This window comes from Bacillus sp. AR4-2 (genome assembly GCF_008274865.1).
Lineage (GTDB): Bacteria > Bacillota > Bacilli > Bacillales > Bacillaceae_G > Bacillus_A > Bacillus_A cereus.
Window position 1 is genome coordinate 4,850,899 of record NZ_CP031062.1, and the last position, 22,812, is coordinate 4,873,710.

The following is a 22,812-nucleotide window of genomic DNA, read 5'->3' on the forward strand; positions in this document are numbered from 1 at the left end:
TAGGAGGATATAAAAATGCAAAGACCTGTTGTAGACGTAAAAAATGTTCAGAAAGTATATGGTAAAAAAGGTGAAAATCAGTCATATGCCTTAAAAGGTGTATCATTTTCAATTCGAGAAGGTGAATTTGTAGGAATTATGGGGCCATCTGGTTCAGGAAAAACAACATTATTAAATGTAATTTCTACATTAGATCATGCAACAGACGGAAAAGTTGAAATTGCAGGTACGGATATTACAAAAATGAAGCAAGGCGCACTCTCTGATTTCCGTTCCAAAAAATTAGGATTTATTTTTCAAGACTTTAACCTTTTAGAAAATTTATCAATCTATGAAAATATTGCATTGCCACTTTCCCTGCAAGGTGTTCCTTCTCGAAAAATTGGACCAAAAGTAACAAAAGTAGCAGAGATGTTAGGAATTTCAGCAATTCTTCAAAAGTATCCTTCAGAAGTATCCGGTGGCCAAAAACAACGTTCTGCCGCTGCACGTGCACTCGTTCATGAGCCCGCGATTATTTTAGGAGATGAACCAACTGGAGCACTTGATTCTAAAAATGCAACTAGCCTTTTAGATGCAATGAAAAGTCTCAATGAAGAACAAAATGTTTCAATTATGATGGTTACTCACGATCCATTTAGCGCAAGTTACTGCCAGCGCATTTTGTTCATTCAAGATGGAGAGCTGTATAGAGAACTACATCGTACAACAAACCGCGAAATGTTTTATAAAGAAATTTTAAATGTACTTGCTGATTTAGGTACACAAAAAGCATAAGAAAGGAATTTTACAACATGTTACTCAAACTTTCGATGTCAGGACTAAAAAGTAAAATAAGAGATTACATTGTCTTATTAATTGGACTTGTTATGTCCATTTCTATCTTTTATATGTTCCAAACACTAGCGATGAATGATTCATTTATTAAAGCAAATGCAATGGTTAGCACTATTGGAATCATCTTTCAAATAGGTTCATTTTTATTAGCGACTATCACCTTCTTCTACATCTTATATGCGAATTCATTTTTACTGTCATTAAGGCAAAAAGAGTTCGGTATGTATATGATGTTAGGTGCGAAAAAATATAAAATTACAATGCTCATGTTTATAGAAACTTTAGCTATCGGTATCACTTCACTTATTATTGGGATTGGAATCGGTATTGGACTTTCTAAAGGAATCGGACAACTTCTCATGAAAGAGTTAGAGTTTGCTTCCGATGGATACCATGCTCTTTATATTCCATCTATTCGTGTAACAGTAATATTTTTCTTCATTCTGTTTTTCTTAGCTGCCATTATGAATACAGCGAAACTATCTCGCATTACAATATTACAACTGGTTCATTCTGAGATGAAAACAGACAAACCTTCAGTAAAAGGAATCAAAACTTTCTTTGTATCAGTAATTGGTGCTGGTTCATTAGCAATTGGATATGCAGCGTTAATAAACATAGAAACTTTATCATTTGCTGGATTTCCTATCGCTACAGTAGCAACGACATTAGGAACATATCTTATTTTCATCTCTTTATTACCGCTAACTATGAAATTACTCAAAAAAATTAAGCCATTAAATGAAAAAGGATTAAACTCTTTTACTTTTGCTCAATTAACCTTCCGAGTAAATGATTTAACAAAAGTATTAGCAACTGTAGCAATGTTAATTGCACTTGCAGTTGGGGCAATTGCTGGCGGAATGGCTTTTAAAAACAATATTAGCCTAGCTACTGATATTTCTTACCTATATGATGTAGCAATTCACAACCCAACAGCAGATGAGAAAAAAGTATTAAAAAAGATCAAATTTGAAGAACAAGCGGATTATCGCTACAAAGTTGACCAGCAATTTGTTTACTACTTGAAAGAAGACTTAGAAAAGGATCGACCTCTCGTTCAAATTGGATTTGAGCAAAAGAAAATCGGTAAAGTAGAAAGAACTGCAAGTGAGCTTCCAGTGGGAGCAATTGTAAAGAAAGGTCAAAATGATACAATTGACGGTCCTACTCTTTCTGAAGAATGGAAGAATGTATTCAAAGAAATACAGCCTGAATACTTATACAAACAACAACATATAAAAATTGTAGACCAAAAGATGTACAATCAAATAAAAACAGCGGAACAATATGTTGTAATCGGAAAAACTAATGATTATGTAGCTTATAAGAAAGAATGGAAAGAACTTAATCAATTACAATTAACAAAATATAAAGATATAACTACGGATCAGTTGAATAGTAAATTTAGCTTTTACGAATTCATGTACAATTTCACAAGTGGTACAGTCTTTATGGGCTTCTTCTTAGGAATTGCTTTCTTAGCTATGATGGCAAGTTGCTTAATGTTCAAAATTCTATCTGGTGCAACAAAAGATACAAAGCGCTATCAAATGTTACGTAAAATAGGAGTACGTCGCGAACTATTAGCGAGGTCCATCTATAAAGAGTTATTGTTAGTATTCTTATTCCCAGCTACCATTGGCATCTCCCATGTAATTGTTGGTATGAATCTGTTCTCCGTCATTGTGGTTGACCCATACTTCCGTATTTGGATTCCACTGGCAATTTTCGCAGTGATCTATACTGTTTATTATTTAATTACAGTTCGATTGTATAAAGGGATTGTACTTCCGAAAGAAAGATAATAAAAAGCTGGTGACATGCTGTCACCAGCTTTTTTATATCCCATATTAATCATTTATCCACTATACTAATATATGCACTTGATTCTATTTTAAATTTCAACAACTGATTGAATAAACGAAAGGAGCTATTTTATTGCAGCATGTGAAACAACTACTAAGAAATTCTCTATACTTTTTCTTCAGCAAACAAATCAGAAAATTTTCTGCCTATAACTTAAGAAAAAAAACAAATGCATTTATTCTTATTGCTATTTATATGTATATGGGAACAAAAATAATTTCTATTCTCTTTAACACTAGGGAGTCTTACGGATTGTGGCTCGTTACTATTAGTTGGCTTATGGTCTTGTTACTTTATTTATATTTCGCTAAAAATATTTACTTCGAAATGAAGCAAGAACATCAAAAGGTAAAAGAATTAACCTTCTTTTCTCTCTTTGACTCCCATAAAGAATTACCTTATCGTAGATACATTTACAAATGTTATACAAAAATATTGTACAGCCTGCTTATCGCTGTATTGAGCTTCAACAGCTTATTACAAATTAATGCATCCATCTCATCGTCTTTTTCAGACCTATTCTCTAATGTGATGCAAATGATTTTACTTCTAAGTGCAGTAACAGTAACCAGCCTTTATCTTGCACTACAATGGACAAATATATTAATGACCATAGTATTAATACTCTCTTCAGTTATCGCTGGAGCGATAATAAGTACTAGTTTATTATCAACAATAGGTAGTTTAACTCATTTTGACCTTTTAAATAACTTTTCTATCATCTTAACGATTTTCATCGGCATTATTGTCCAAATGGGAATTGTATGGATACGACCTCCTTATCAACTAAGTCGTACAGAAAATGCTTTTTTCATATCCAATTCAATGATTGCAACAACGCTATTATTACTCGTTATTTTTATTCAAGATGTTTCTGTACTAATTGACGAGGAAACGAATTTTAATATGAATGATTTTAAAACAAATTTAGAAAAGAAAGCTCAATTAGCTTTATTACCTTATACAATTGGGGCAACCATTAATTTCATGTATATAAAATTCAAATCTAATCGTATCGCCCAAAAAGCAGAAAAGAATATGTTAGAGGTTATTTATTTGTTAGAAGAAAATGATATCGATTGTCTTTCTCCTACACAAAAACAAACAATAGTTACTAAAATCAAGAAATGCGTTTATTACGGTGGAACATCCTTCCGCTTACTTCTCCTTACGAATCCAGAAACGAAACAATTCATAAAAAACATGAAGTTAGATGAGAGAACTCCATAACAACATCTACTTCAGCTTCGGCTATTCTTTCAATAGAATAGCCTTTTTTCATACTTCTGTAAGATTCCTTACAATACTGTAAGCCAATCGTTAGTTACTTCGATGTTTCCAATCTTACATTTTATATAAACTAAAAGTAGATAATCAATCAAAAATAAAAACACTATTAAAGGAGCGAATTCTCATGAAAGAAAACCAAGACTTATTATTCAACCAAATCGTTACTGTTTCTTGCTTAGGCGGTTCCCTTTTACTAACTGGTGTTGCTGCTATTATTAAAATCACTCAACAACTTTTCATGTAATATATAAATTCATTGCAATCATACATTATCAAATCACTTAAAGGAGCGAATTCTCATGAAAGAAAACCAAGACTTATTATTCAACCAAATCGTTACTGTTTCTTGCTTAGGCGGTTCCCTTTTACTAACTGGTGTTGCTGCTGTTATTAAAATTGCTCAACAACTTTTCATGTAATATACCCTTTTACTTTCATTGCAATCATACATTACCAAATTACTTAAAGGAGCGAATTCTCATGAAAGAAAACCAAGACTTATTATTCAACCAAATTGTTACTGTTTCTTGCTTAGGCGGTTTCGTTTTACTATCTGGTATTGCTGCTGTTATTAAAATCGCTCAACAACTTTTCATGTAATATATCTTTATTACTACTTTAAATTTAAAATCATTCAAGATGACTAAAAATCACTTTTTATATAGATAAATTTCAAAATAAGGGTTCCTTACAAAAATGTAAGTTTCCAGTTAGATACATCAATGTTTGCAAACATTAATTCCTTGTAAACTAATAACTAGTTAGTCCAATTTAAATACACAAATAACTTATAGAGGAGTTTTCATATGAAAAAATTACTTGCTTCATGCGCTACTTTCGCACTATTCGCTAGCTTTGCGGTTGGATGTGATGTATCTTCACCAAGTAAAATTGGCACAGAAGAATACTACGTTCAAATCCAAGGTGAAGGTGAGATCAAAGATAATAGACGTGTCTATACTTTACCTACTTATAATGAAGATGGGGAAGAAAAAAAGGTTACTTTCACTAGCGAAAAACCAGATAATGAAAAAATGAAAGAAAATGCATTTTTACGCCTTTACATTAAACAAGAGGACGAAAAGAAAACAGATATACCAAACACAGAGGTTAAATCTTATGAAGAAGTACAAAAAGCAGATTTACCAACAAAAACAAAAGAAAAATTAGGTGTAAAATAATAAATAATTATTAAAAACAAATAAAAGGAGTATCTCTTGTTAAGCAAGAGATACTCCTTTTACTTTTGGAACCATAAGTTTGCCGTAAACAAAAAGAACCATAAGCTTGCCGTTCCGGCAAACTTATGGTTCATATCACACAAAATAAAAAAACCACCAAATATGTATTGGTGGAGACGGTGGGAGTCGAACCCACGTCCAAAAATATCGGCACTTAAGCTTCTACGAGTGTAGTCGATATATTAGCATTTCGCGAACTCTTCGGCCTATCGACAGGCTTCCAAGTTGCTAGTCTGGTTGTTCTCTTCCTTTGTCCTCAGACGGCGAACTCCGGCGTAGTCCACTTAGTTTGAGTCCCTTACCCTACCACATGGACGATGGAGGGAGGAACCTTTAGTGCAATTAAGCAGCTAAAGAAAGATTGTTTTGTTTGCCAATTATAGGCTTTGACGTTTTAACGAGGCCGATCCCCTCGACTCGCAACCTAAGCTCGAACTATCCCTGTCGAATCCGTAACGTCCCCATGATAAAAATGGAGCATACGAAGAAAATATCGTGATAGCTACTAAGAGCTGTTTTTCAATGTGCAACAACCTTACATAAGTTATTATAACATACGCGCTCCATTTTACAAATGTAAATATCTGTATTACATCTTTTGGCGATCACGGAACGCGCGTGCAATTTCACGTTTAGCTTCTTTCTCTTTTAAATCGTGACGTTTATCGTATTGCTTCTTACCTTTTGCTAAACCAAGTGCCATCTTTGCAAATCCATTTTTCAAATAAATTCTAAGTGGAACTAATGCGTAACCTGTTTCTTTTGCAGCGCCCGCTAGTTTATCAATTTCTTTTTTATGCAGAAGTAATTTTCTCGTACGAAGTGGATCATGGTTGAAACGATTCCCTTGTTCGTACGTATTAATGTGCATATTATGAACCCATACTTCACCATTATGTACACGTGCAAACGCATCTTTCAAGTTTACGCGTCCAGCGCGAATCGACTTAATTTCCGTTCCTTGAAGGACAAGCCCTGCTTCGTATGTTTCTTCGATGAAATAATCATGAAATGCTTTTTTGTTCTGTGCAATAACCTTACCTGTACCCTTTGGCATATAACGTCCCTCCTCTATTTTTACTATTGTAACAAATGTTAATAAAAAGCGAAAGTGGCTCGCTCAGAATCTTTGGACATTGGAACTCCCGACAGAGAAGCGCTTTTTGCTTCGTCCGAGGGAGTGAAATGGCCAACAGATTCTAGCCACTGTAGCTGGATTATACAAAAAGCGAAAGTGGCTCGCTCTCGAGCCACCAATAAAAAAGAAAACGGCCCCGCTTTTCATCAAAGCGAAGCCACTCTTTTCTTACTTACGCTTTTTCTTTTTCTTCTTGAATCCTGGTACGTTTTCGAAGAATGCTTTTTTCTTCTTACCGTTACCATCTTTTTTTCCTGGCTGGCTAGCAGAAGCGGATGCAGATGCAGATCCTCTTCCTTTTCCTTTACCACCACGGTCAAATTTTCTACCTGTGCCACGGTCACCGCCGCGCTCATTACTGCGCTCGCTACGTCCACCGCGTTTCTTTCTGCCTGTTCTTGGCTGCTCGATAACGACTGGACGATCTTTGAACTTACGGCGAGGTGTGCCTTTCATGCCAACGATTTCAAAGTCGATTGCACGCTCGTCTTTGTTTACGTTAATAACGCGAATTGTAATTTCGTCACCGATGCGGAATACGTTTCCTGTACGTTCTCCGATCATAGCGAAATGTTGCTCGTCATAACGGTAGTAATCATCCGTTAAATAACTAACGTGTACAAGACCTTCAATTGTATTTGGAAGCTCTACGAATAAACCGAAGTTTGTTACAGAGCTAATCATACCGTCATACTCTTCACCGATCTTATCAACCATATACTCTGCTTTTTTCATCTCATCTGTTTCACGCTCTGCTTCAACAGCACGACGTTCCATATTAGAAGAATGCTCTGCAATCTCAGGTAATTTTTCACGCCATTTTGCTTGCGTTTCGTTGTCGACTTTACCGTTAATAATGTATTCACGAATTAATCTATGAACGATTGTATCCGGGTAACGACGAATTGGTGATGTGAAATGCGTGTAGAACTCAGTTGATAAACCGAAATGTCCTAAGCTATCCGCATCGTAACGCGCTTGCTTCATAGAACGAAGCATTACTGTTGAAATAACTACTTCTTCTGGCTGCCCTTGAACCATTTCAAGAATTTGTTGCAGCGCACGAGGATGTACTTCATTCGCACGTCCTTTTACCGCATATCCGAAGTTCGTTACAAACTCGAAGAAACGCTCTAACTTATCTTCTTTCGGATCTTCATGGACACGGTACATGAATGGTACGTTCATCCAGTGGAAGTGCTCTGCTACTGTTTCATTCGCAACAAGCATAAATTCTTCAATTAACTTCTCTGATACAGAACGATCGCGCATGACAACGTCTGTCGGTTTTCCTTCTTCATCCACTAATACTTTCGCTTCTTTAAAGTCAAAGTCAATTGCACCACGGCGCATACGTTTTTCACGTAAAATTTGTGCCAATTGACCCATCTCTTTAAACATCGGTACGAGCGGCTCATAACGCTTAATTAACTCTTCGTCCTCATCTTCTAAAATGCTTCTTACGTCAGCATAAGTCATACGCTCTGTCGTTTTAATCACACTTTGGAAAATCTCGTGTTTAACAACATCACCTAAGTTGTTGATTTCCATTTCACAAGATAATGTCAGACGGTCTACTTTCGGATTTAATGAACAAATACCGTTAGATAGACGGTGTGGAATCATCGGAATTACACGGTCAACAAGATACACACTCGTCGCTCTTTCCGCTGCTTCTACATCAATTGGAGAACCTTCTTGAACGTAATGACTTACATCCGCAATGTGAACGCCTAGCTTGTAGTTACCGTTCTCAAGTTTCGTTACTGTAACAGCATCATCTAAATCTTTTGCGTCTGCACCGTCAATCGTTACGATCATTTGGTCACGTAGATCACGGCGATCTTTTAAATCTTCTTCTGAAATCGTTTCTGGTACACTGTTGGCATGTTCCATCACTTCTTCAGGGAACGCTAAAGGCAAGTGATGTTTATGAATGACAGATAAAATATCTACTCCTGGATCATTTTTATGACCTAGAATTTGAATAACTTCACCTTCTGCACTTAAACGATTCTCTGGATAGCTCGTAATTTTCACAACTACTTTATGACCTTCTACAGCGCCCATAGATGCACTTTTCAATACGAAAATGTCACTTGTCCAGCGCTTATTGTCAGGTATAACGAACCCAAAGTTTTTCGATTCTGTATATGTACCAACTAACTCTTTCGTTCCGCGTTCTAAAATGCGTACAATTGAACCTTCTTGACGCGAACCACTCGATTGGGAACTAAGGCGTGCTAATACTGTATCGCCATGAAGCGCACCGTTTAATTCTGTAGGCGGTATGAAAAGGTCATCGTCTCCCGTTTTCTTCTCATCTGGTACAACGAATGCAAAACCACGTGCATGTCCAATTAACTTACCGCGTATTAAATTCATCTTTTCAGGAAGACCGTAACGGTTGCTACGAGTACGAATAACAAGTCCCTTTTCTTCCATCGTTACAAGTGCCTTTACGAAATCTTTAAAGCCCTCAGAACCTTCAATCCCAAATGCCTCTTCTAACTCTTGTATCGTTAGCGGTTTATACGCTTCTTCTCTCATAAATAATAACAACTTATCAATATGTTCTTGTATGATTTCTTCCAAGCAAAAATACCTCCTTTAAAACCTTATATTATTTAGTGTATCCGAAAGATAGGGGATGTATAAAGTGAAACTTCAATACTCCCCTTATGATTTTTACAGTTTTCACAAAAAATTCCTTATGAAAAAAAGAGGCAACTAGATCTTACCAATCTAGTTGCTCCAAGAAGTTATATACATCCTCATGTAGCTCGTCGCGTTGTTTATCAAGTGTAATGACATGCGTAGAGTCTTCGTACCATTTAATGTCTTTTAACGTAGATTCTACACCGTTATAAATAATGTTAGCACTATCTGTATTAATCATTTCGTCATGACGTGCTTGTACAACAAATGTTGGCGCATAAATCATATCCACATTGTTACGTACGTCAGCAATTAATTGTTGTAATGCTTTTAATGTATTCATCGGTGTCTTTTGGAATTCCAACATTTCTTGTTCAATTTGTTCTGGTGATTTTTGCTCACGTTTTTTATATTCGCGGGCATATGCCAATATACCTTGGTACATCGTTTCTTCGCTCTTAATATACATAGGTGCACACATTGGTACTACACCTAAAACCGGTACTGTATAACCCAATTTTAAAGAAAATACGCCGCCAAGTGACAATCCAACAACAGCAATTTTCTCAAAACCTTTATCTTTTAAAAGCTGATATGCCTCCGTTACATCTTGCCACCAATCTGTAGGACCTGTATGAACAAGCTCTTCTGGTGGTACACCGTGCCCTTTATAAATTGGCGCATGACAAGTGTAGCCTTTCTTTTCTAAGAAACGCCCTAACATACGTACATCAGCTGAGTTCCCTGTGAATCCATGTAGTAATAAAACAGCGCGGTCTCCACCCTCAAATGTAAATGGTTTCGGAGATGCTAATTTCATCATGTACTTCTCCTCTTTCTCTTCTGTAATCTAGTCGTATTCTTTCTATATCTTAGTGTACCATATTTATATTTCTATAATCTAATTAGAAACATCTTTCAAATGGCAAAACAAAAAAAGAAGAACCATTAGTACATTTTACTAACGCTTCTTCTTTCAATTCTATAAGTTCAAGTACGTAACACCAATTGTTAATGCGAAGAACAATACAGCTAAAACAATTGTAATGCGGTTTAATACCGCTTCAATCCCACGTGCTTTTTGCTTACCAAATAATTGCTCTGCACCGCCTGAAATTGCACCTGAAAGGCCTGAGCTATTACTAGACTGCATAAGTACCATAACAATCATTAAAATCGATACAATAATAAGTAAAACTGATAATAACGTATGCACTTGGCGTACCTCCTACAAAGATTCAGTTATTGTAACTGTAGCATAAATTCTATAGAAAAGCGAGAGCTATAGAGGCGCTCTCGCTTTTCTTCTATTACATAAACATCATCGCAAATAACGGTCCAAGTAAACATGTCAAAATTGCTGTTAATGTCATTGTTACCGATCCAATAACACCTTCATGCTCATTATTTTTCATTGCTCTCATAACACCCATAATATGAGAAGCACATCCAAATCCTATACCTTTACCAACTGAGTTTGTAACACGGCTCCATTTTAATAAAAGGGGTCCTGTAATCGTTCCAGTAATACCTGCGATAACAACGAAAGCTGCTGTTAAGGAAGGTACACCACCAACTTGTTCAGAAACACTCATCGCAACTGGCATTGTCACCGATTTTGGTAAAGACGATAAGATTAAGCTTTTATCCGTTCCCATAAGTGAAGCAATCGCAAAATCACTAGCGATCGCAACCGTTGTACCTACTAATACGCCACCAGCAATCGGTACAACATATTTTTGCAGAACATGACGTTGTTTATAAAGAGGAATTGCAAATGCTACAACACCGGGTCCAAGTAGCTTTGCAATCCAGCCACCACCACTTTCCATATAATGTTGATATGGTATATCAAGCACGATAAATAGGAAAGCCATTAATCCAGTTGCTACAAGCATTGGAATGGTGAATGGTGTTGGAAATAATTTATAGATTTTTTTAGATAATTGATATAATAGCACCGTAAAAAGAACCCAACCGACTCCGATTAATATTTGGCTCATCGCGACTCTCTTTCCTTCCTATTCGCAAGATATTGTCCTGTATGTCCTGCGACAATAATAATTAAAAATGTACTCGCTACAACTGTAATGAAAAGAGAAATTCCTTTACTCATAAAAAAAGCACCGTAATTCATTAGGCCAAGTGTTGGCGGAATTAATAAAAACGGCATAATAGCAACGAGTGTTTCTGCTCCTAAATCGAACCATTTCACTGGCAGAACTTTTAGGCTAAGTAAAACAAGTAAGAGGAACATTCCAATCAAACTTCCTGGAATCGGAATATTTAACATTTCTTGCACCCAAGTTCCAACCATATAAAACACGTAAAGAGCAGCAATTTGGACAAGAATCTTTGTAAATTTCATGTTCATCATCCCTCATGTTTATACGATCTTCTGTTAATATCTTTATCATAGTATAAATTGTAAAAAGCTGCAATTTTTCAACTTGACAGCAAAAACAGCCTATGTTATACGCTTACAACCTTGATATGACTGCATTTCTAAACGGAAATTACGTCAAAAACCTTGACCTAATATAAAAAGTTTTTATTTTCTGAATTTAAAAGACTATTATTTCAATAAAATAATCTTTTTATTCTTAAACTTACATATATATAAAGTGAAACTTTAATCAATGAGATTCCCCTCATCCTTATTGATTATTAGCCCTCACCAAGCTGGTTTGTACGGGATAAACAAGATAGGTGGTGAACATATGCCCAAAAAAGTTCTCATTTTTTGTGATCCTGGGATTGATGATACGATGGCTCTCCTCTTAGCATTCTTTATCGATGAAGTAGAAATCGTCGGTATCGTTGCTGATTACGGCAATGTTCCAAAAAAAATGGCCGTAGAAAATGCTCATTTTTTTAATAACGAAACAAAGAATAGAAATATCAAGATATTCGGTGGTTCAGAACGTCCCCTTACTGGTGCCCCACCTGCGTTTTTTACGGATGTACATGGAAAACAGGGGCTTGGGCCAATTATTCCAAAGGTGAATATAACTAACGGAGAAATGGAGAATTTTTTTGAAGTTATTCCTCTTATTGAACAGTATAAAGATGAATTAATTATTGTGAGTTTAGGAAGACTTACCTCCCTAGCAATTTTGTTTATCATGTGCAAACAGTTAATGAAACAAATTAAATCTTACTATGTAATGGGCGGTGCCTTTTTACATCCTGGTAATGTTACCCCTATTTCCGAAGCAAACTTTTATGGCGATCCTACTGCCGCTAATATAGTCCTTCAATCCACAGCTAACATGTACATATACCCATTAAACGTCACTCAATACTCCATCATTACACCAGAAATGGCAGAATACATTGAGGTAAAAGGAAAAGCTCCACTTGTCAAACCGTTATTTGATCATTATTACTACGGATATTATAAAGACACCCTACCACATTTAAAGGGGAGCCCCTTCCATGACACAATACCAATACTCGCTTTACTTGATAACTCTATGTTTACCTATCACAAATCACCTATCGTTGTCATGACAGAATCTTATGCACAGGGGGCAAGCATTGGAGAATTTCGCTCTTTAGGAGAATCTAAACCATTTATTGATTGGCCGAGTCATCAAATAGCAATTGATTTTGATTATAACCGCTTCTTCAAACATTTCATGTCACTTATGACGGGTGAACAATTTTAGCATAAAAAAACAGACCGTGATTTCTCACGGTCTGTCGTTTGTTTTCTACAATTATCGTTTGATGTTATAGAAAGATTTGATACCATCGTAAACAGCGATTTCGCCTAGTTCGTCTTCGATGCGTAATAATTGGTTGTACTTAGCAATACGGTCAGTACGGCTCATAGAACCAGTTTTGATTTGGCCAGCGTTAGTTGCAACTGCGATGTCAGCGATTGTAGCATCTTCAGTTTCACCAGAACGGTGAGATACAACTGCTGTGTAACCAGCACGTTTAGCCATTTCGATAGCTTCGAAAGTCTCAGTTAAAGTACCGATTTGGTTAACTTTAATTAAGATTGAGTTAGAGATACCTTTTTCGATACCTTCAGCAAGTTTTTGAGTGTTAGTTACGAATAAATCGTCACCAACTAATTGTACTTTATCACCGATACGCTCAGTTAATAATTTGTGACCATCCCAGTCGTTTTCGTCTAAACCATCTTCGATAGAGATGATTGGGAAGTCTTTGCAAAGCTCTTCATAGAAATCAACCATTTCTGCAGAAGTTAAGCCAGTACGGCCTTCGCCTGCAAGGTCATATTTACCAGTTTCTTTGTTGTAGAACTCAGAAGAAGCAACGTCCATTCCTAAGAATACGTTCTCGCCAGCTTTGTAACCAGCTTTTTCGATAGCTTCGATGATTACTTCTAGAGCTTCACGGTTAGAACCAAGGTTTGGAGCGAATCCACCTTCGTCACCTACTGCAGTGTTAAGACCTTTGTCATGTAATACAGCTTTAAGTGCATGGAATACTTCAGCACCCATACGGATTGATTCTTTGAATGTTGGAGCACCAACTGGTAAGATCATGAACTCTTGGAAGTCAACGTTGTTATCAGCGTGAGAACCACCGTTGATGATGTTCATCATTGGAGTTGGTAATTGTTTTGCATTGAATCCACCAAGGTAACGGTATAATGGAAGACCTACGAAGTCAGCTGCTGCGTGAGCTACTGCCATAGATACACCAAGGATAGCGTTAGCGCCTAGTTTACCTTTGTTTGGAGTGCCATCTAATTCGATCATAGCACGGTCGATACCAGCTTGGTCAGTTACATCGAAACCTTCGATTTCTGGAGCGATAATTTCGTTAACGTTGTTTACTGCGTTAATAACACCTTTACCAAGGTAACGAGATTTGTCACCGTCACGTAATTCTACTGCTTCGTGTTCACCAGTAGATGCACCACTTGGTACGATAGCGCGTCCGAAAGCGCCGCTTTCTGTATAAACTTCTACTTCTACAGTTGGATTACCACGAGAGTCAAGGACTTCGCGAGCATAAACATCAATAATTGTTGGCATAATAAATTCTCTCCTTTTTATATAAGCAAATTATTTAATAATTGTTTTACCTGTCATTTCTTTCGGTTGTTCCACATTTAAAAGTGTAAGCATTGTTGGAGCGATATCTCCTAAAATACCACCTTCACGAAGCTCTACATCATTTTTTGTAACGATGAAAGGAACCGGGTTAGTTGTATGAGCTGTCATAGGACCGCCATCAGCAGTTAACTCCTGATCAGCATTACCATGGTCAGCAGTAATAAGTGCTACACCATCTTTTGCAAGAATCGCTTCTACAACTTTTCCTAAACATTCGTCAGTTGCTTCTACTGCTTTAATTGTTGGTTCCATCATCCCAGAATGGCCAACCATATCACAGTTCGCAAAGTTAAGAATGATAACATCATGTTTATCATTTTCGATTTCATTTACTAAAGCGTCCGTTACTTCGTAAATGCTCATTTCAGGTTTCAAGTCATACGTTGCAACCTTTGGTGAGTTAATTAAGATACGCTCTTCTCCTGGGAATTCAGCCTCACGACCACCGCTAAAGAAGAATGTAACGTGCGGATACTTTTCAGTTTCCGCGATGCGAAGTTGCTTTAATCCCGCTTGCGCAACAACTTCACCTAAAGTGTTATCAAGGTTCATTGGCTTGAATGCCACGTAACCATCTACAGTTTCACTGAAGTGTGTCATACATACGAATTCTGGAATGTGAGGTACTTTTTCACCACGATCGAACTCACGGAAGTCTTCGTTTGTAAATACACGAGCAATTTGAATTGCACGGTCTGGACGGAAGTTATAGAAGATAACTGCATCATCATCATTGATTGTTGCAACTGGCGTGTTATCTTCGTTAACAATTACAGACGGCAATACGAATTCATCATAGATACCGTTCGCATAAGAGTCTTCTACACACTCTTCTGCTGATTTATAAGTAGGGCCTTCACCATTCACCATAGCACGGTAACATTTTTCTACGCGATCCCAACGCTTGTCACGGTCCATGGAGTAATAACGACCAGAGATAGTCGCGAATTGTCCTACTCCTGTTTCTTTAATTACTTCATTTGTTGCATCGATATAGCTTTGTGCTGTTTTTGGTCCAACATCGCGGCCATCTAAGAATGCATGAATGTATACTTTCTCAACGCCTTCTTTAGCTGCTAAGCGAAGAAGAGCAAACATGTGATTCATGTGACTGTGCACACCACCGTCAGAAAGTAAACCGAATAAATGAAGTGCAGTACCTTTTTCTTTTACGCTTTTAATTGCACTTTGGAACGTTTCGTTCTTATCGAACTCACCTTCACGAATTGCAACGTTAACGCGTGTTAAGCTTTGATATACAATGCGGCCAGCACCGATATTTAAGTGACCAACCTCAGAGTTACCCATTTGACCTTCTGGAAGACCTACTGCCTCGCCACAAGCTGTAAGCGTTGTGTGAGGGAATTTGTTCCAGTAACCATCAAAATTAGGTTTCTTAGCTTGTGCTACAGCATTCCCGTAAGTTTCTTCACGAAGTCCGAAACCGTCAAGAATGATTAAAGCTGTTGGCTTTCTCATTTTACCGCCCCCAGAAGACCTAAGAACGAAGCTGGCTCTAAGCTAGCACCGCCAACTAAAGCGCCGTCGATGTCAGATTGTGCCATATACTCTTTAATGTTTTCTGGTTTTACGCTACCGCCGTATTGGATACGAACAGCTTCTGCAGCTTCTGGAGAAACAGCTTCTGCAACAACTTTACGGATGTGCGCACATACTTCGTTTGCATCTGCAGAAGAAGAAGATTTACCTGTACCGATAGCCCAGATTGGCTCATAAGCGATAACAGTTGCTTTAACTTGCTCTTCTGTTAAACCTGCAAGTGCTTTTGTCACTTGACCTGCTACTAAATCAAATGTTTTTCCGCTTTCGCGCTCTTCTAAAGTCTCACCACAACATACGATTGGTGTTAAACCATGTTCAAATGCTGCGATAGTCTTTTTGTTTACTGACTCATCTGTTTCAGCAAACATTTCACGACGCTCAGAGTGGCCAAGTACTACATAGCCAACTTTTAAGTCGCTAAGTGCTACTGGGCTAATTTCGCCAGTGAATGCACCATTTTTTTCGAAGTGCATGTTTTGTGCACCTACTTGTAAGTCAGTTCCTTCAGTTGCTGCTACAAGGCGCTCTAAGAATAGAGCTGGAGAGCAAACTACTGCATCAACAGCTGAAGCTGCTGGGATTTGACCTTTAACTTCCTCTACGAAGCTAACTGCTTCTGATAGAGTTTTATTCATTTTCCAGTTACCTGCGATAATTGGTTTACGCATGCTTTGCACCGTCCTTTTTCTTTGGCTGCTACTTATTTGTCGTTAAGACAAACTACACCTGGAAGCTCTTTACCTTCCATGAATTCTAATGACGCACCGCCGCCAGTAGAAATGTGGCTCATTTTATCAGCCATACCGAATTTTTCAACAGCTGCTGCAGAGTCACCACCGCCGATAACAGAGTATGTATCTTCTGCATCTGCTAATGCTTGTCCTACTGCTTTTGTACCTTCTGCGAATGGAGTCATTTCGAATACACCCATTGGTCCATTCCATACAACAAGCTTAGAATTTTTAATTACATCTGCATAAATTTCACGTGTTTTAGGACCGATGTCCACGCCTTCCCAGTTAGAAGGGATAGAGTCGATACCAACGATTTTAGTTGTTGCAGTTTCAGAGAATTCCTCAGTGATTACAACATCAACTGGCATGTAGAAGTTTACGCCTTTTTCTTTTGCAAGTTGCATAAATTCTTTAGCTAGTTCGATCTTGTCGTCTTCACATAGAGATAGACCAATTTCATGACCTAAAGCTTTAACGAATGTGTAAGCAAGTCCACCACCGATGATTAAGTTATCTACTTTGTCTAATAGATGACGAATTACACCGATTTTATCTTTTACTTTCGCACCACCGATAATAGCTGTAAATGGACGTTCTGGGTTAGAAAGTGCTTTACCAAGTACATCTAACTCTTTTTCCATTAATAGACCAGATACTGCTGGTAGGTAGTCTGCGATACCTGCTGTAGAAGCGTGAGCACGGTGAGCTGCACCGAATGCATCGTTTACGAAGATGTCAGCAAGTGCTGCAAATTCTTTCGCAAGTTCTGCATCGTTCTTTTCTTCGCCCGCATAGAAACGTACGTTTTCAAGAACTAATACGTCGCCTTCGTTCATTGCTGCAACCATTTCTTGTGCAACTGGTCCGAATGCTTCGTCCGCTTTTTTAACGTCTTTACCAAGAAGCTCACCTAAACGTGCTGCTACTGGAGTTAAACGCATTTCTTCTACTACTTGACCTTTTGGACGGCCTAAGTGACTTGCTAAAATAACTTTCGCACCTTGCTCTACTAAATATTGAATTGTAGGAAGAGCTGCACGGATACGAGTTTCATCTGTAATTTTGCCTTCTTTCATAGGTACGTTGAAATCAACGCGGCAAAATACACGCTTACCTTTTAAATCTACGTCACGAATTGATTTTTTGTTCATTGGATTTCCCTCCGACTACTAGTTAGGATTGACAAAACCCACTCAAAAGCTTAACACATTTGCTTTTAAAACGAAAGAAGAGAGAGAGGGAACAAACCCTCTCCCTCGTTTTGTCATTGATAACTTATATAATTAAGAATTAAAGACCTTTTGAAGTCATGTAAGCTGCTAGGTCTACTACGCGGTTAGAGTAACCAGTTTCGTTATCGTACCAAGAAAGTACTTTAACCATGTTACCTTCCATTACCATTGTAGATAATGCATCGATTGTAGAAGAAGCTGTACATCCGTTATAGTCGATAGATACTAATGGCTCTTCGCTGTATCCAAGGATACCTTTTAATTCGCCTTCAGCTGCTGCTTTGAATGCTGCATTTACTTCTTCAACTGTTACTTCTTTGTCAAGTTCAACAACTAGGTCAACTAGAGAAACGTTAGCAGTTGGAACACGTACAGCGCCACCGTTTAATTTACCTTTAAGTTCTGGTAATACTAATGCTACAGCTTTAGCTGCACCAGTAGATGTTGGGATCATGTTTTCAGCTGCTGCACGAGCACGACGTAAATCTTTGTGTGGTAAGTCTAAGATTTGTTGGTCGTTAGTGTAAGAGTGAATTGTTGTCATCATTCCGCGTTTTACGCCGAATTTTTCGTTTAATACTTTAGCGAATGGAGCTAGACAGTTTGTAGTACAAGAAGCGTTAGATACTACGTTGTGGTTAGCTGCATCGTATTGTTCGTGGTTAACACCCATAACTACAGTGATATCTTCGTCAGAAGCTGGAGCTGAGATGATAACTTTCTTAACTGATCCACCTAAGTGTTTCTCAGCGTCTGATTTTTTAGTGAAACGGCCAGTAGATTCTACTACTACTTCTACTCCGTAGTCGCTCCATGGTAATTGAGCTGGGTCACGCTCAGCGATAACTTTAATTTCTTTACCGTTAACAACGATGCTGTTTTCGTTAGCAGATACTTCTGCATTTAAAGTTCCGTGAACTGTGTCATATTTTAAAAGGTGAGCTAATGTTTTAGCATCTGTTAAGTCGTTGATTGCTACTACTTCTACCTCAGAGTTGTTAAGAGCTGCGCGGAATACGTTACGTCCGATACGTCCAAATCCATTAATACCAATTTTAGTCATTTGAATTTCCTCCTTGGGGGATTATATTAAAGGGTAAAACCCTTTGTTAACTGTTTTGCTGCACCTTCATCTGTAATTAGAATTGAAGTGTGCCCTTGTTTAATTACAGCCTGTATTGCTTTTGCCTTTGAAGAACCTCCAGCGACTGCAACAACGTGAGATACATTTTGTAAATCCTCTAGTTGCATACCAACTGTTCTTACTTTATGAACAACATTTCCTTCTTCATTAAAGTAGTAACCGAAAGCTTCGCCAACTGCTTCGCTTGCCTGAATCTTTAACCAATCTGCTTCTGAAGTACTTCTGCGACGTGCCATTGTTAACGCATCACCTATTCCATGAATGACGATATTGGAAGATCGAATCAACTCAAGAACTTCTTTCACGGAAGGCTCTGTCACAATAGACGCATATGCTTCGCTACTAACATGGTCTGGAACATACAATAAGCGATAATTACTCATCGTATTTTGTGCCATCTTGGCACAAATGGTATTGGCTTCTAATTCGACGCCTTCTCCAATTCCACCACGTGCTGGGACAAATAGCATATGTAAATCTTTGCAATCAAGTTGCATCATGTCCGCAGCAGCAGCTAGCGTAGTTCCTCCAGCCACAGCAACGATATTATTCGCTGTCAGACGGTCTTTTATACAAGTCACACAAGCACGGCCCATCTCCAGTTTGACCCAAGGTGATTCATCACTATCACCAGGGACAACGAAAACTTCATCCAAGTCTAATGTTTCCTTAAGTTGCTTTTCTAAAACCTTTAACCCGGAAATTTCTTTCATAAAGTCTTCCAAAGCAAGAACTAAAGCTGTTCCTTCTTCTGTCAAAGTCATTCCAGAAGAAGCGACGTGAACTAAGTTTTGTTCTTTCAAAACTTGAACTTCACTTCGCAATACTCGTTCTGTCATACCGAGACTTGCTGATAAGTTTCTTCTTCCAATCGGCTGCATGAGCCTAATGTATTGAAGAATTTGCATTCTCGTTTGCATAACAGGTAGCAGATCAGGTAATAATTTTTTTGTGTTCTGAATCCATGAGCGCATATCTTTTCTCCTCACTACATCGGTTCATTTTTCCTTCATGGTCACTTTACGTCCCGTAGTGACATTTTGTGTCCCACATAGGTTAAAAAAATAATCCCTGCTACGTGTATTATTGTAACAGGAGATAGAAACTTATTCAACTCTTAACTGCATTCTTTATATAGTTTATTATGACACCTTTGTGAATGTTACCATATTCTACTTGTTTTCCGTCCATTTCTACAACCGGAATCATTAAGTGATATTTTTCTAAAAGGTCATTATCTTCATATATATCTATTTCCTCGATTTGAAAAGAATATTCACATTGTACTTCCTTTAAAACTTGTTTCGCCTTCACGCAAAGGCCACAATCTTTTTTAGTATACAGTACAACTTTCATCTTCTTCACCTATCCGATCGTTTTTCGTAATGACGAAGCTGGGATATGCATTTGTTCTCTATACTTCGCCACTGTTCTTCGAGAAATAACAATTTCATGCTCTTCTTCTAATAATTTTGAAATCTTTTGATCTGAAAGTGGCTTTTTCTTATCCTCTGCCCTAATTAGCGTTTGAATAAATTGTTTTACACGTTTTGTAGAAACTGCTTCATCTTCAGTCGTCGAAACGGCATTGCTAAAGAACGATTTCATCTCAAATAAACCGTGTGGTGTTTGCACATATTTATTTCGCGTCGCACGACTAATTGTCGATTCATGCACACTTAACTCTTCCGCTACCTCTTTTAAAGCGAGAGGTCTTAAATACTCTGGACCTTTCCAGAAGAAATCACGTTGTTTTTCCATAATAATAGTCATTACTTGCAGCAGCGTCTGTTTTCTCTGCTTCAAACTGCGCATAATCCACTGCACATGCTGATACTTTTCTGATACGTAAGATGCTACTTCACTTTCACTATTATTAAGAAGCGCACTATATTCAGAATGAATTTCAATTCTCGGCATATTTCTCTCGTTCATTTGTAAGACGAGGCGATCGCCATCTTTTTTCACCGCCATATCAGGTACAATGTAAAGTGGTTTATCTGAAGAAAACGCAAGACCTGGTTTTGGTTGTAATGACGTTATACAATTTACCGCACTCTGCAATTCCTCATTACTACACTTCAACACTTGAACGAGCTTTCGCCAATCTTTCTTCACGAAATAAGCGAAATGATCTTCTACAACCTCTTCTGCTAATCCATTACGTCTTTGTAAGCGCTTCAATTGCAAAGTTAAACATTCCTGAATATTACGCGCCCCTACCCCTGCTGGCTCCAGTGATTGGACAAGCTCTACAGAACGGTCGACTACATGAATATGTGCAGAAAGGAGCTCTGCTAACTCTTCATTCGTTTCTTGTAAATATCCATTTCCATCCATGTTCATAATAATGAAAGAAGCTACTTTTCGCTCTTCTTCATCTATTTTATAATACTGTATTTGATTTAATAAATGTTGCTGAATCGTTGTAGAATCCACACTGTAGATCTCCATCTGATTCTCGACTTGTTTGCTGGTACTTTTACTGTTGTTAGAGCTCTTTTTCTTCTCCCTCTCAAAACCACCTAACTCAATAAGGGGATTCTCTAACGATTGCTCATACAAAAACTCCGATAATTCTTGTACATTATACTGGAGCATTGTAATCGCTTGCCTTAACTCTTGTGTCATTGCCAAACGTAAGCTTTGTTCTTGTAAAAGACTTGCCTTCAAACTAATCTCCCCCTTGTTTCTATTGTACAATAAGTTTGGTAAAAGGAGAATGCTATCACAGACACCCATTCCAAAATATTATTAATTTATATGTATTAATGAGATTTACAACTTACAACCGAAATTTGAATAATATTGAAAGAAAATAATAACGTTAAAAAATTATTATCAAGTACTAATAGTAAATCTTATTACTAGATATAACAAGAGGGAAATAAAAAAAGTCCTAACCTACAAAACGTAAGTTAGGACTTTTTGACGCGCCCAGAGGGATTCGAACCCCCGGCAGACGTGGTACCGGAAACCACCGCTCTATCCGACTGAGCTATGGGCGCATGATTATAGAAAACACTTCATTTTCTTCTCATAATAATAGCAATAAAATCCTTCTAAATCAATAAAAATATCCCCATAATACCTTATGCACCTTAGCTAAAAGCATATAAAATCTATTCCACTCCTAAATTTTCCAATCATAAATTCACCCCAACTCACAAATTATAATCTTTGAATTGATATTCCAAAGGGGGCTTCATTCAATGACTGTAATTACAAAATTAAAGCAAACTGTTTCTGGATTAAAAAGTGCACAAGCTAGCTTAGAGGGATTCGCTCTTGATACGGATAACCAACAAGCTAAGCAACTTTTCCAAACAGCTGCGCAGCAAACACAAACGATTATCGATTCTTTAAACCCACGCGTTGAAGAAGTCCAACAAGAAGAACCACAATACTCACAGCAATAACGAATCAGTCTTGCTGTGAAATAGAAAAAGGATGATATGCAGTCATCCTTTTTCTATCACATTACATATTGCAATAGAAATGGAATGATAATTATGCGAAAACTCGGCCTCATAACCGCATTATTTGCACTTCTATTTAGCTCTTTTACCGGATGTGATAATAGTCCTTTAGATAAAAAAGTGAAAGAAGAAGCAAAACGAACGGAGAAAGAAAAAGGTCCAAAGTTAACAAAGACGAGTACGGAATCCTTTAATCAATCTATATCACAAGGAGCGAAAAAAAGAGCTCTCGCTATGGATGAAATTATAAAAAGCACAGCAGTGAATTCAAATTTAGATCTCTACATAGCAGTTACACCTGAGCATCACGAAAGGTTTGGATTAAAGCCGCTGCGTAAAAAGCTTCAAAAGCAACTAAGTGATGAGCACCCTACTTTCGATGTTCGTGTCAGTACAGATAAAAAAATCTTTATGTTACTCGAAAAACTCGAAAGAAAAATTCAGGAAAAAGAAGTATCTAAAGATGAAATTAATAAACAATTAAAATTCATTGGTAAAAAAATGGAGTCTAACACTTAACGCTTTTTA

The 22,812-nt window shown here is 37.5% G+C and carries 22 protein-coding genes, 1 tRNA gene and 1 other RNA gene; 8 read left to right on the forward strand and 16 right to left on the reverse strand.

The annotated features are described in order from the left end of the window. Nucleotides 1–15: 15 nt before the first annotated feature. The 5 genes from DN399_RS25200 to DN399_RS25220 all read left to right on the forward strand — a co-directional run bounded on the left by DN399_RS25200 (nt 16) and on the right by DN399_RS25220 (nt 5,177). Nucleotides 16–777 (forward strand): ABC transporter ATP-binding protein, encoded by a 762-nt coding sequence (locus DN399_RS25200; protein WP_147806422.1) that lies wholly within the window; start codon nt 16–18, stop codon nt 775–777. 17 nt (nt 778–794) lie between these two features. Beyond that, nucleotides 795–2,645, forward strand: coding sequence for an FtsX-like permease family protein (locus tag DN399_RS25205; RefSeq protein ID WP_149150035.1), 1,851 nt, complete (start codon nt 795–797; stop codon nt 2,643–2,645). A gap of 133 nt (nt 2,646–2,778) precedes the next feature. Continuing rightward, nucleotides 2,779–3,936 carry an AcrB/AcrD/AcrF family protein gene (locus tag DN399_RS25210; protein ID WP_149150036.1) on the forward strand — a complete coding sequence of 386 codons (1,158 nt, stop codon included), beginning with the start codon at nt 2,779–2,781 and terminating at the stop codon, nt 3,934–3,936. Between the two features lie 540 nt (nt 3,937–4,476). After that, nucleotides 4,477–4,596 carry a DUF4027 family protein gene (locus DN399_RS25215; RefSeq protein WP_149150037.1) on the forward strand — a complete coding sequence of 40 codons (120 nt, stop codon included), beginning with the start codon at nt 4,477–4,479 and terminating at the stop codon, nt 4,594–4,596. A gap of 206 nt (nt 4,597–4,802) precedes the next feature. Beyond that, nucleotides 4,803–5,177 carry a YxeA family protein gene (locus tag DN399_RS25220; RefSeq protein WP_149150038.1) on the forward strand — a complete coding sequence of 125 codons (375 nt, stop codon included), beginning with the start codon at nt 4,803–4,805 and terminating at the stop codon, nt 5,175–5,177. Between the two features lie 168 nt (nt 5,178–5,345). Here DN399_RS25220 and ssrA read toward each other — a convergent pair. From ssrA to DN399_RS25255, 7 genes are all read right to left on the reverse strand, one after another. Next, nucleotides 5,346–5,700: a transfer-messenger RNA gene (gene ssrA, locus DN399_RS25225) on the reverse strand. Nucleotides 5,701–5,826: 126 nt separating this feature from the next. Further along, nucleotides 5,827–6,294, reverse strand: a complete 468-nt coding sequence (smpB, locus tag DN399_RS25230) for an SsrA-binding protein (RefSeq protein WP_001123919.1) — start codon at nt 6,292–6,294, stop codon at nt 5,827–5,829. 249 nt (nt 6,295–6,543) lie between these two features. Continuing rightward, nucleotides 6,544–8,970, reverse strand: a complete 2,427-nt coding sequence (gene rnr / locus DN399_RS25235) for a ribonuclease R (protein WP_071739841.1) — start codon at nt 8,968–8,970, stop codon at nt 6,544–6,546. 142 nt (nt 8,971–9,112) lie between these two features. Then, on the reverse strand, nt 9,113–9,853 hold the full coding sequence (estA, locus tag DN399_RS25240; protein WP_000761986.1) for a carboxylesterase: 741 nt from the start codon (nt 9,851–9,853) through the stop codon (nt 9,113–9,115). A gap of 162 nt (nt 9,854–10,015) precedes the next feature. Next, nucleotides 10,016–10,249, reverse strand: coding sequence for a preprotein translocase subunit SecG (gene secG, locus DN399_RS25245; protein ID WP_000557262.1), 234 nt, complete (start codon nt 10,247–10,249; stop codon nt 10,016–10,018). 94 nt (nt 10,250–10,343) lie between these two features. Beyond that, entirely contained in the window at nt 10,344–11,036 is a 693-nt protein-coding gene (locus tag DN399_RS25250) for an LrgB family protein (RefSeq protein ID WP_000078309.1), read from the reverse strand. Further along, nucleotides 11,033–11,401 carry a CidA/LrgA family holin-like protein gene (locus DN399_RS25255; RefSeq protein ID WP_000673222.1) on the reverse strand — a complete coding sequence of 123 codons (369 nt, stop codon included), beginning with the start codon at nt 11,399–11,401 and terminating at the stop codon, nt 11,033–11,035. The genes DN399_RS25250 and DN399_RS25255 overlap by 4 nt, the downstream gene beginning before the upstream one ends. A gap of 352 nt (nt 11,402–11,753) precedes the next feature. Here DN399_RS25255 and DN399_RS25260 point away from each other — a divergent pair, with 352 nt between their 5' ends. Continuing rightward, on the forward strand, nt 11,754–12,704 hold the full coding sequence (locus tag DN399_RS25260) for a nucleoside hydrolase (RefSeq protein ID WP_149150039.1): 951 nt from the start codon (nt 11,754–11,756) through the stop codon (nt 12,702–12,704). Nucleotides 12,705–12,755: 51 nt separating this feature from the next. Here the strand turns inward: DN399_RS25260 and eno are convergent, their stop codons facing one another. The 9 genes from eno to DN399_RS25305 all read right to left on the reverse strand — a co-directional run bounded on the left by eno (nt 12,756) and on the right by DN399_RS25305 (nt 21,813). Beyond that, nucleotides 12,756–14,051 (reverse strand): phosphopyruvate hydratase, encoded by a 1,296-nt coding sequence (eno, locus tag DN399_RS25265; protein WP_001142111.1) that lies wholly within the window; start codon nt 14,049–14,051, stop codon nt 12,756–12,758. Nucleotides 14,052–14,081: 30 nt separating this feature from the next. Beyond that, nucleotides 14,082–15,611 carry a 2,3-bisphosphoglycerate-independent phosphoglycerate mutase gene (gpmI, locus tag DN399_RS25270; RefSeq protein WP_048558131.1) on the reverse strand — a complete coding sequence of 510 codons (1,530 nt, stop codon included), beginning with the start codon at nt 15,609–15,611 and terminating at the stop codon, nt 14,082–14,084. Beyond that, nucleotides 15,608–16,363 (reverse strand): triose-phosphate isomerase, encoded by a 756-nt coding sequence (tpiA, locus tag DN399_RS25275; RefSeq protein ID WP_001231038.1) that lies wholly within the window; start codon nt 16,361–16,363, stop codon nt 15,608–15,610. The genes gpmI and tpiA overlap by 4 nt, the downstream gene beginning before the upstream one ends. A gap of 32 nt (nt 16,364–16,395) precedes the next feature. After that, nucleotides 16,396–17,580, reverse strand: a complete 1,185-nt coding sequence (locus DN399_RS25280) for a phosphoglycerate kinase (RefSeq protein ID WP_001036350.1) — start codon at nt 17,578–17,580, stop codon at nt 16,396–16,398. A gap of 139 nt (nt 17,581–17,719) precedes the next feature. Beyond that, nucleotides 17,720–18,724, reverse strand: coding sequence for a type I glyceraldehyde-3-phosphate dehydrogenase (gene gap, locus DN399_RS25285; protein WP_000161236.1), 1,005 nt, complete (start codon nt 18,722–18,724; stop codon nt 17,720–17,722). A 26-nt stretch (nt 18,725–18,750) separates the two neighbouring features. After that, complete coding sequence (gene cggR / locus DN399_RS25290) at nt 18,751–19,779, reverse strand: gapA transcriptional regulator CggR (protein ID WP_001258185.1); 1,029 nt, start codon at nt 19,777–19,779, stop codon at nt 18,751–18,753. 136 nt (nt 19,780–19,915) lie between these two features. Further along, entirely contained in the window at nt 19,916–20,161 is a 246-nt protein-coding gene (locus DN399_RS25295) for a glutaredoxin family protein (protein ID WP_000869726.1), read from the reverse strand. A gap of 9 nt (nt 20,162–20,170) precedes the next feature. After that, nucleotides 20,171–21,478, reverse strand: coding sequence for an RNA polymerase factor sigma-54 (gene rpoN / locus DN399_RS25300; RefSeq protein WP_149150040.1), 1,308 nt, complete (start codon nt 21,476–21,478; stop codon nt 20,171–20,173). Between the two features lie 259 nt (nt 21,479–21,737). Beyond that, nucleotides 21,738–21,813: transfer RNA gene (locus tag DN399_RS25305), tRNA-Arg, on the reverse strand. A gap of 204 nt (nt 21,814–22,017) precedes the next feature. Here DN399_RS25305 and DN399_RS25310 point away from each other — a divergent pair. Both DN399_RS25310 and DN399_RS25315 read left to right on the forward strand, forming a co-directional pair. Next, nucleotides 22,018–22,224 carry a DUF1657 domain-containing protein gene (locus DN399_RS25310; protein WP_000216166.1) on the forward strand — a complete coding sequence of 69 codons (207 nt, stop codon included), beginning with the start codon at nt 22,018–22,020 and terminating at the stop codon, nt 22,222–22,224. A gap of 93 nt (nt 22,225–22,317) precedes the next feature. Next, nucleotides 22,318–22,803 (forward strand): YhcN/YlaJ family sporulation lipoprotein, encoded by a 486-nt coding sequence (locus DN399_RS25315; RefSeq protein ID WP_016123759.1) that lies wholly within the window; start codon nt 22,318–22,320, stop codon nt 22,801–22,803. The last annotated feature ends 9 nt before the right edge of the window (nt 22,804–22,812 follow it).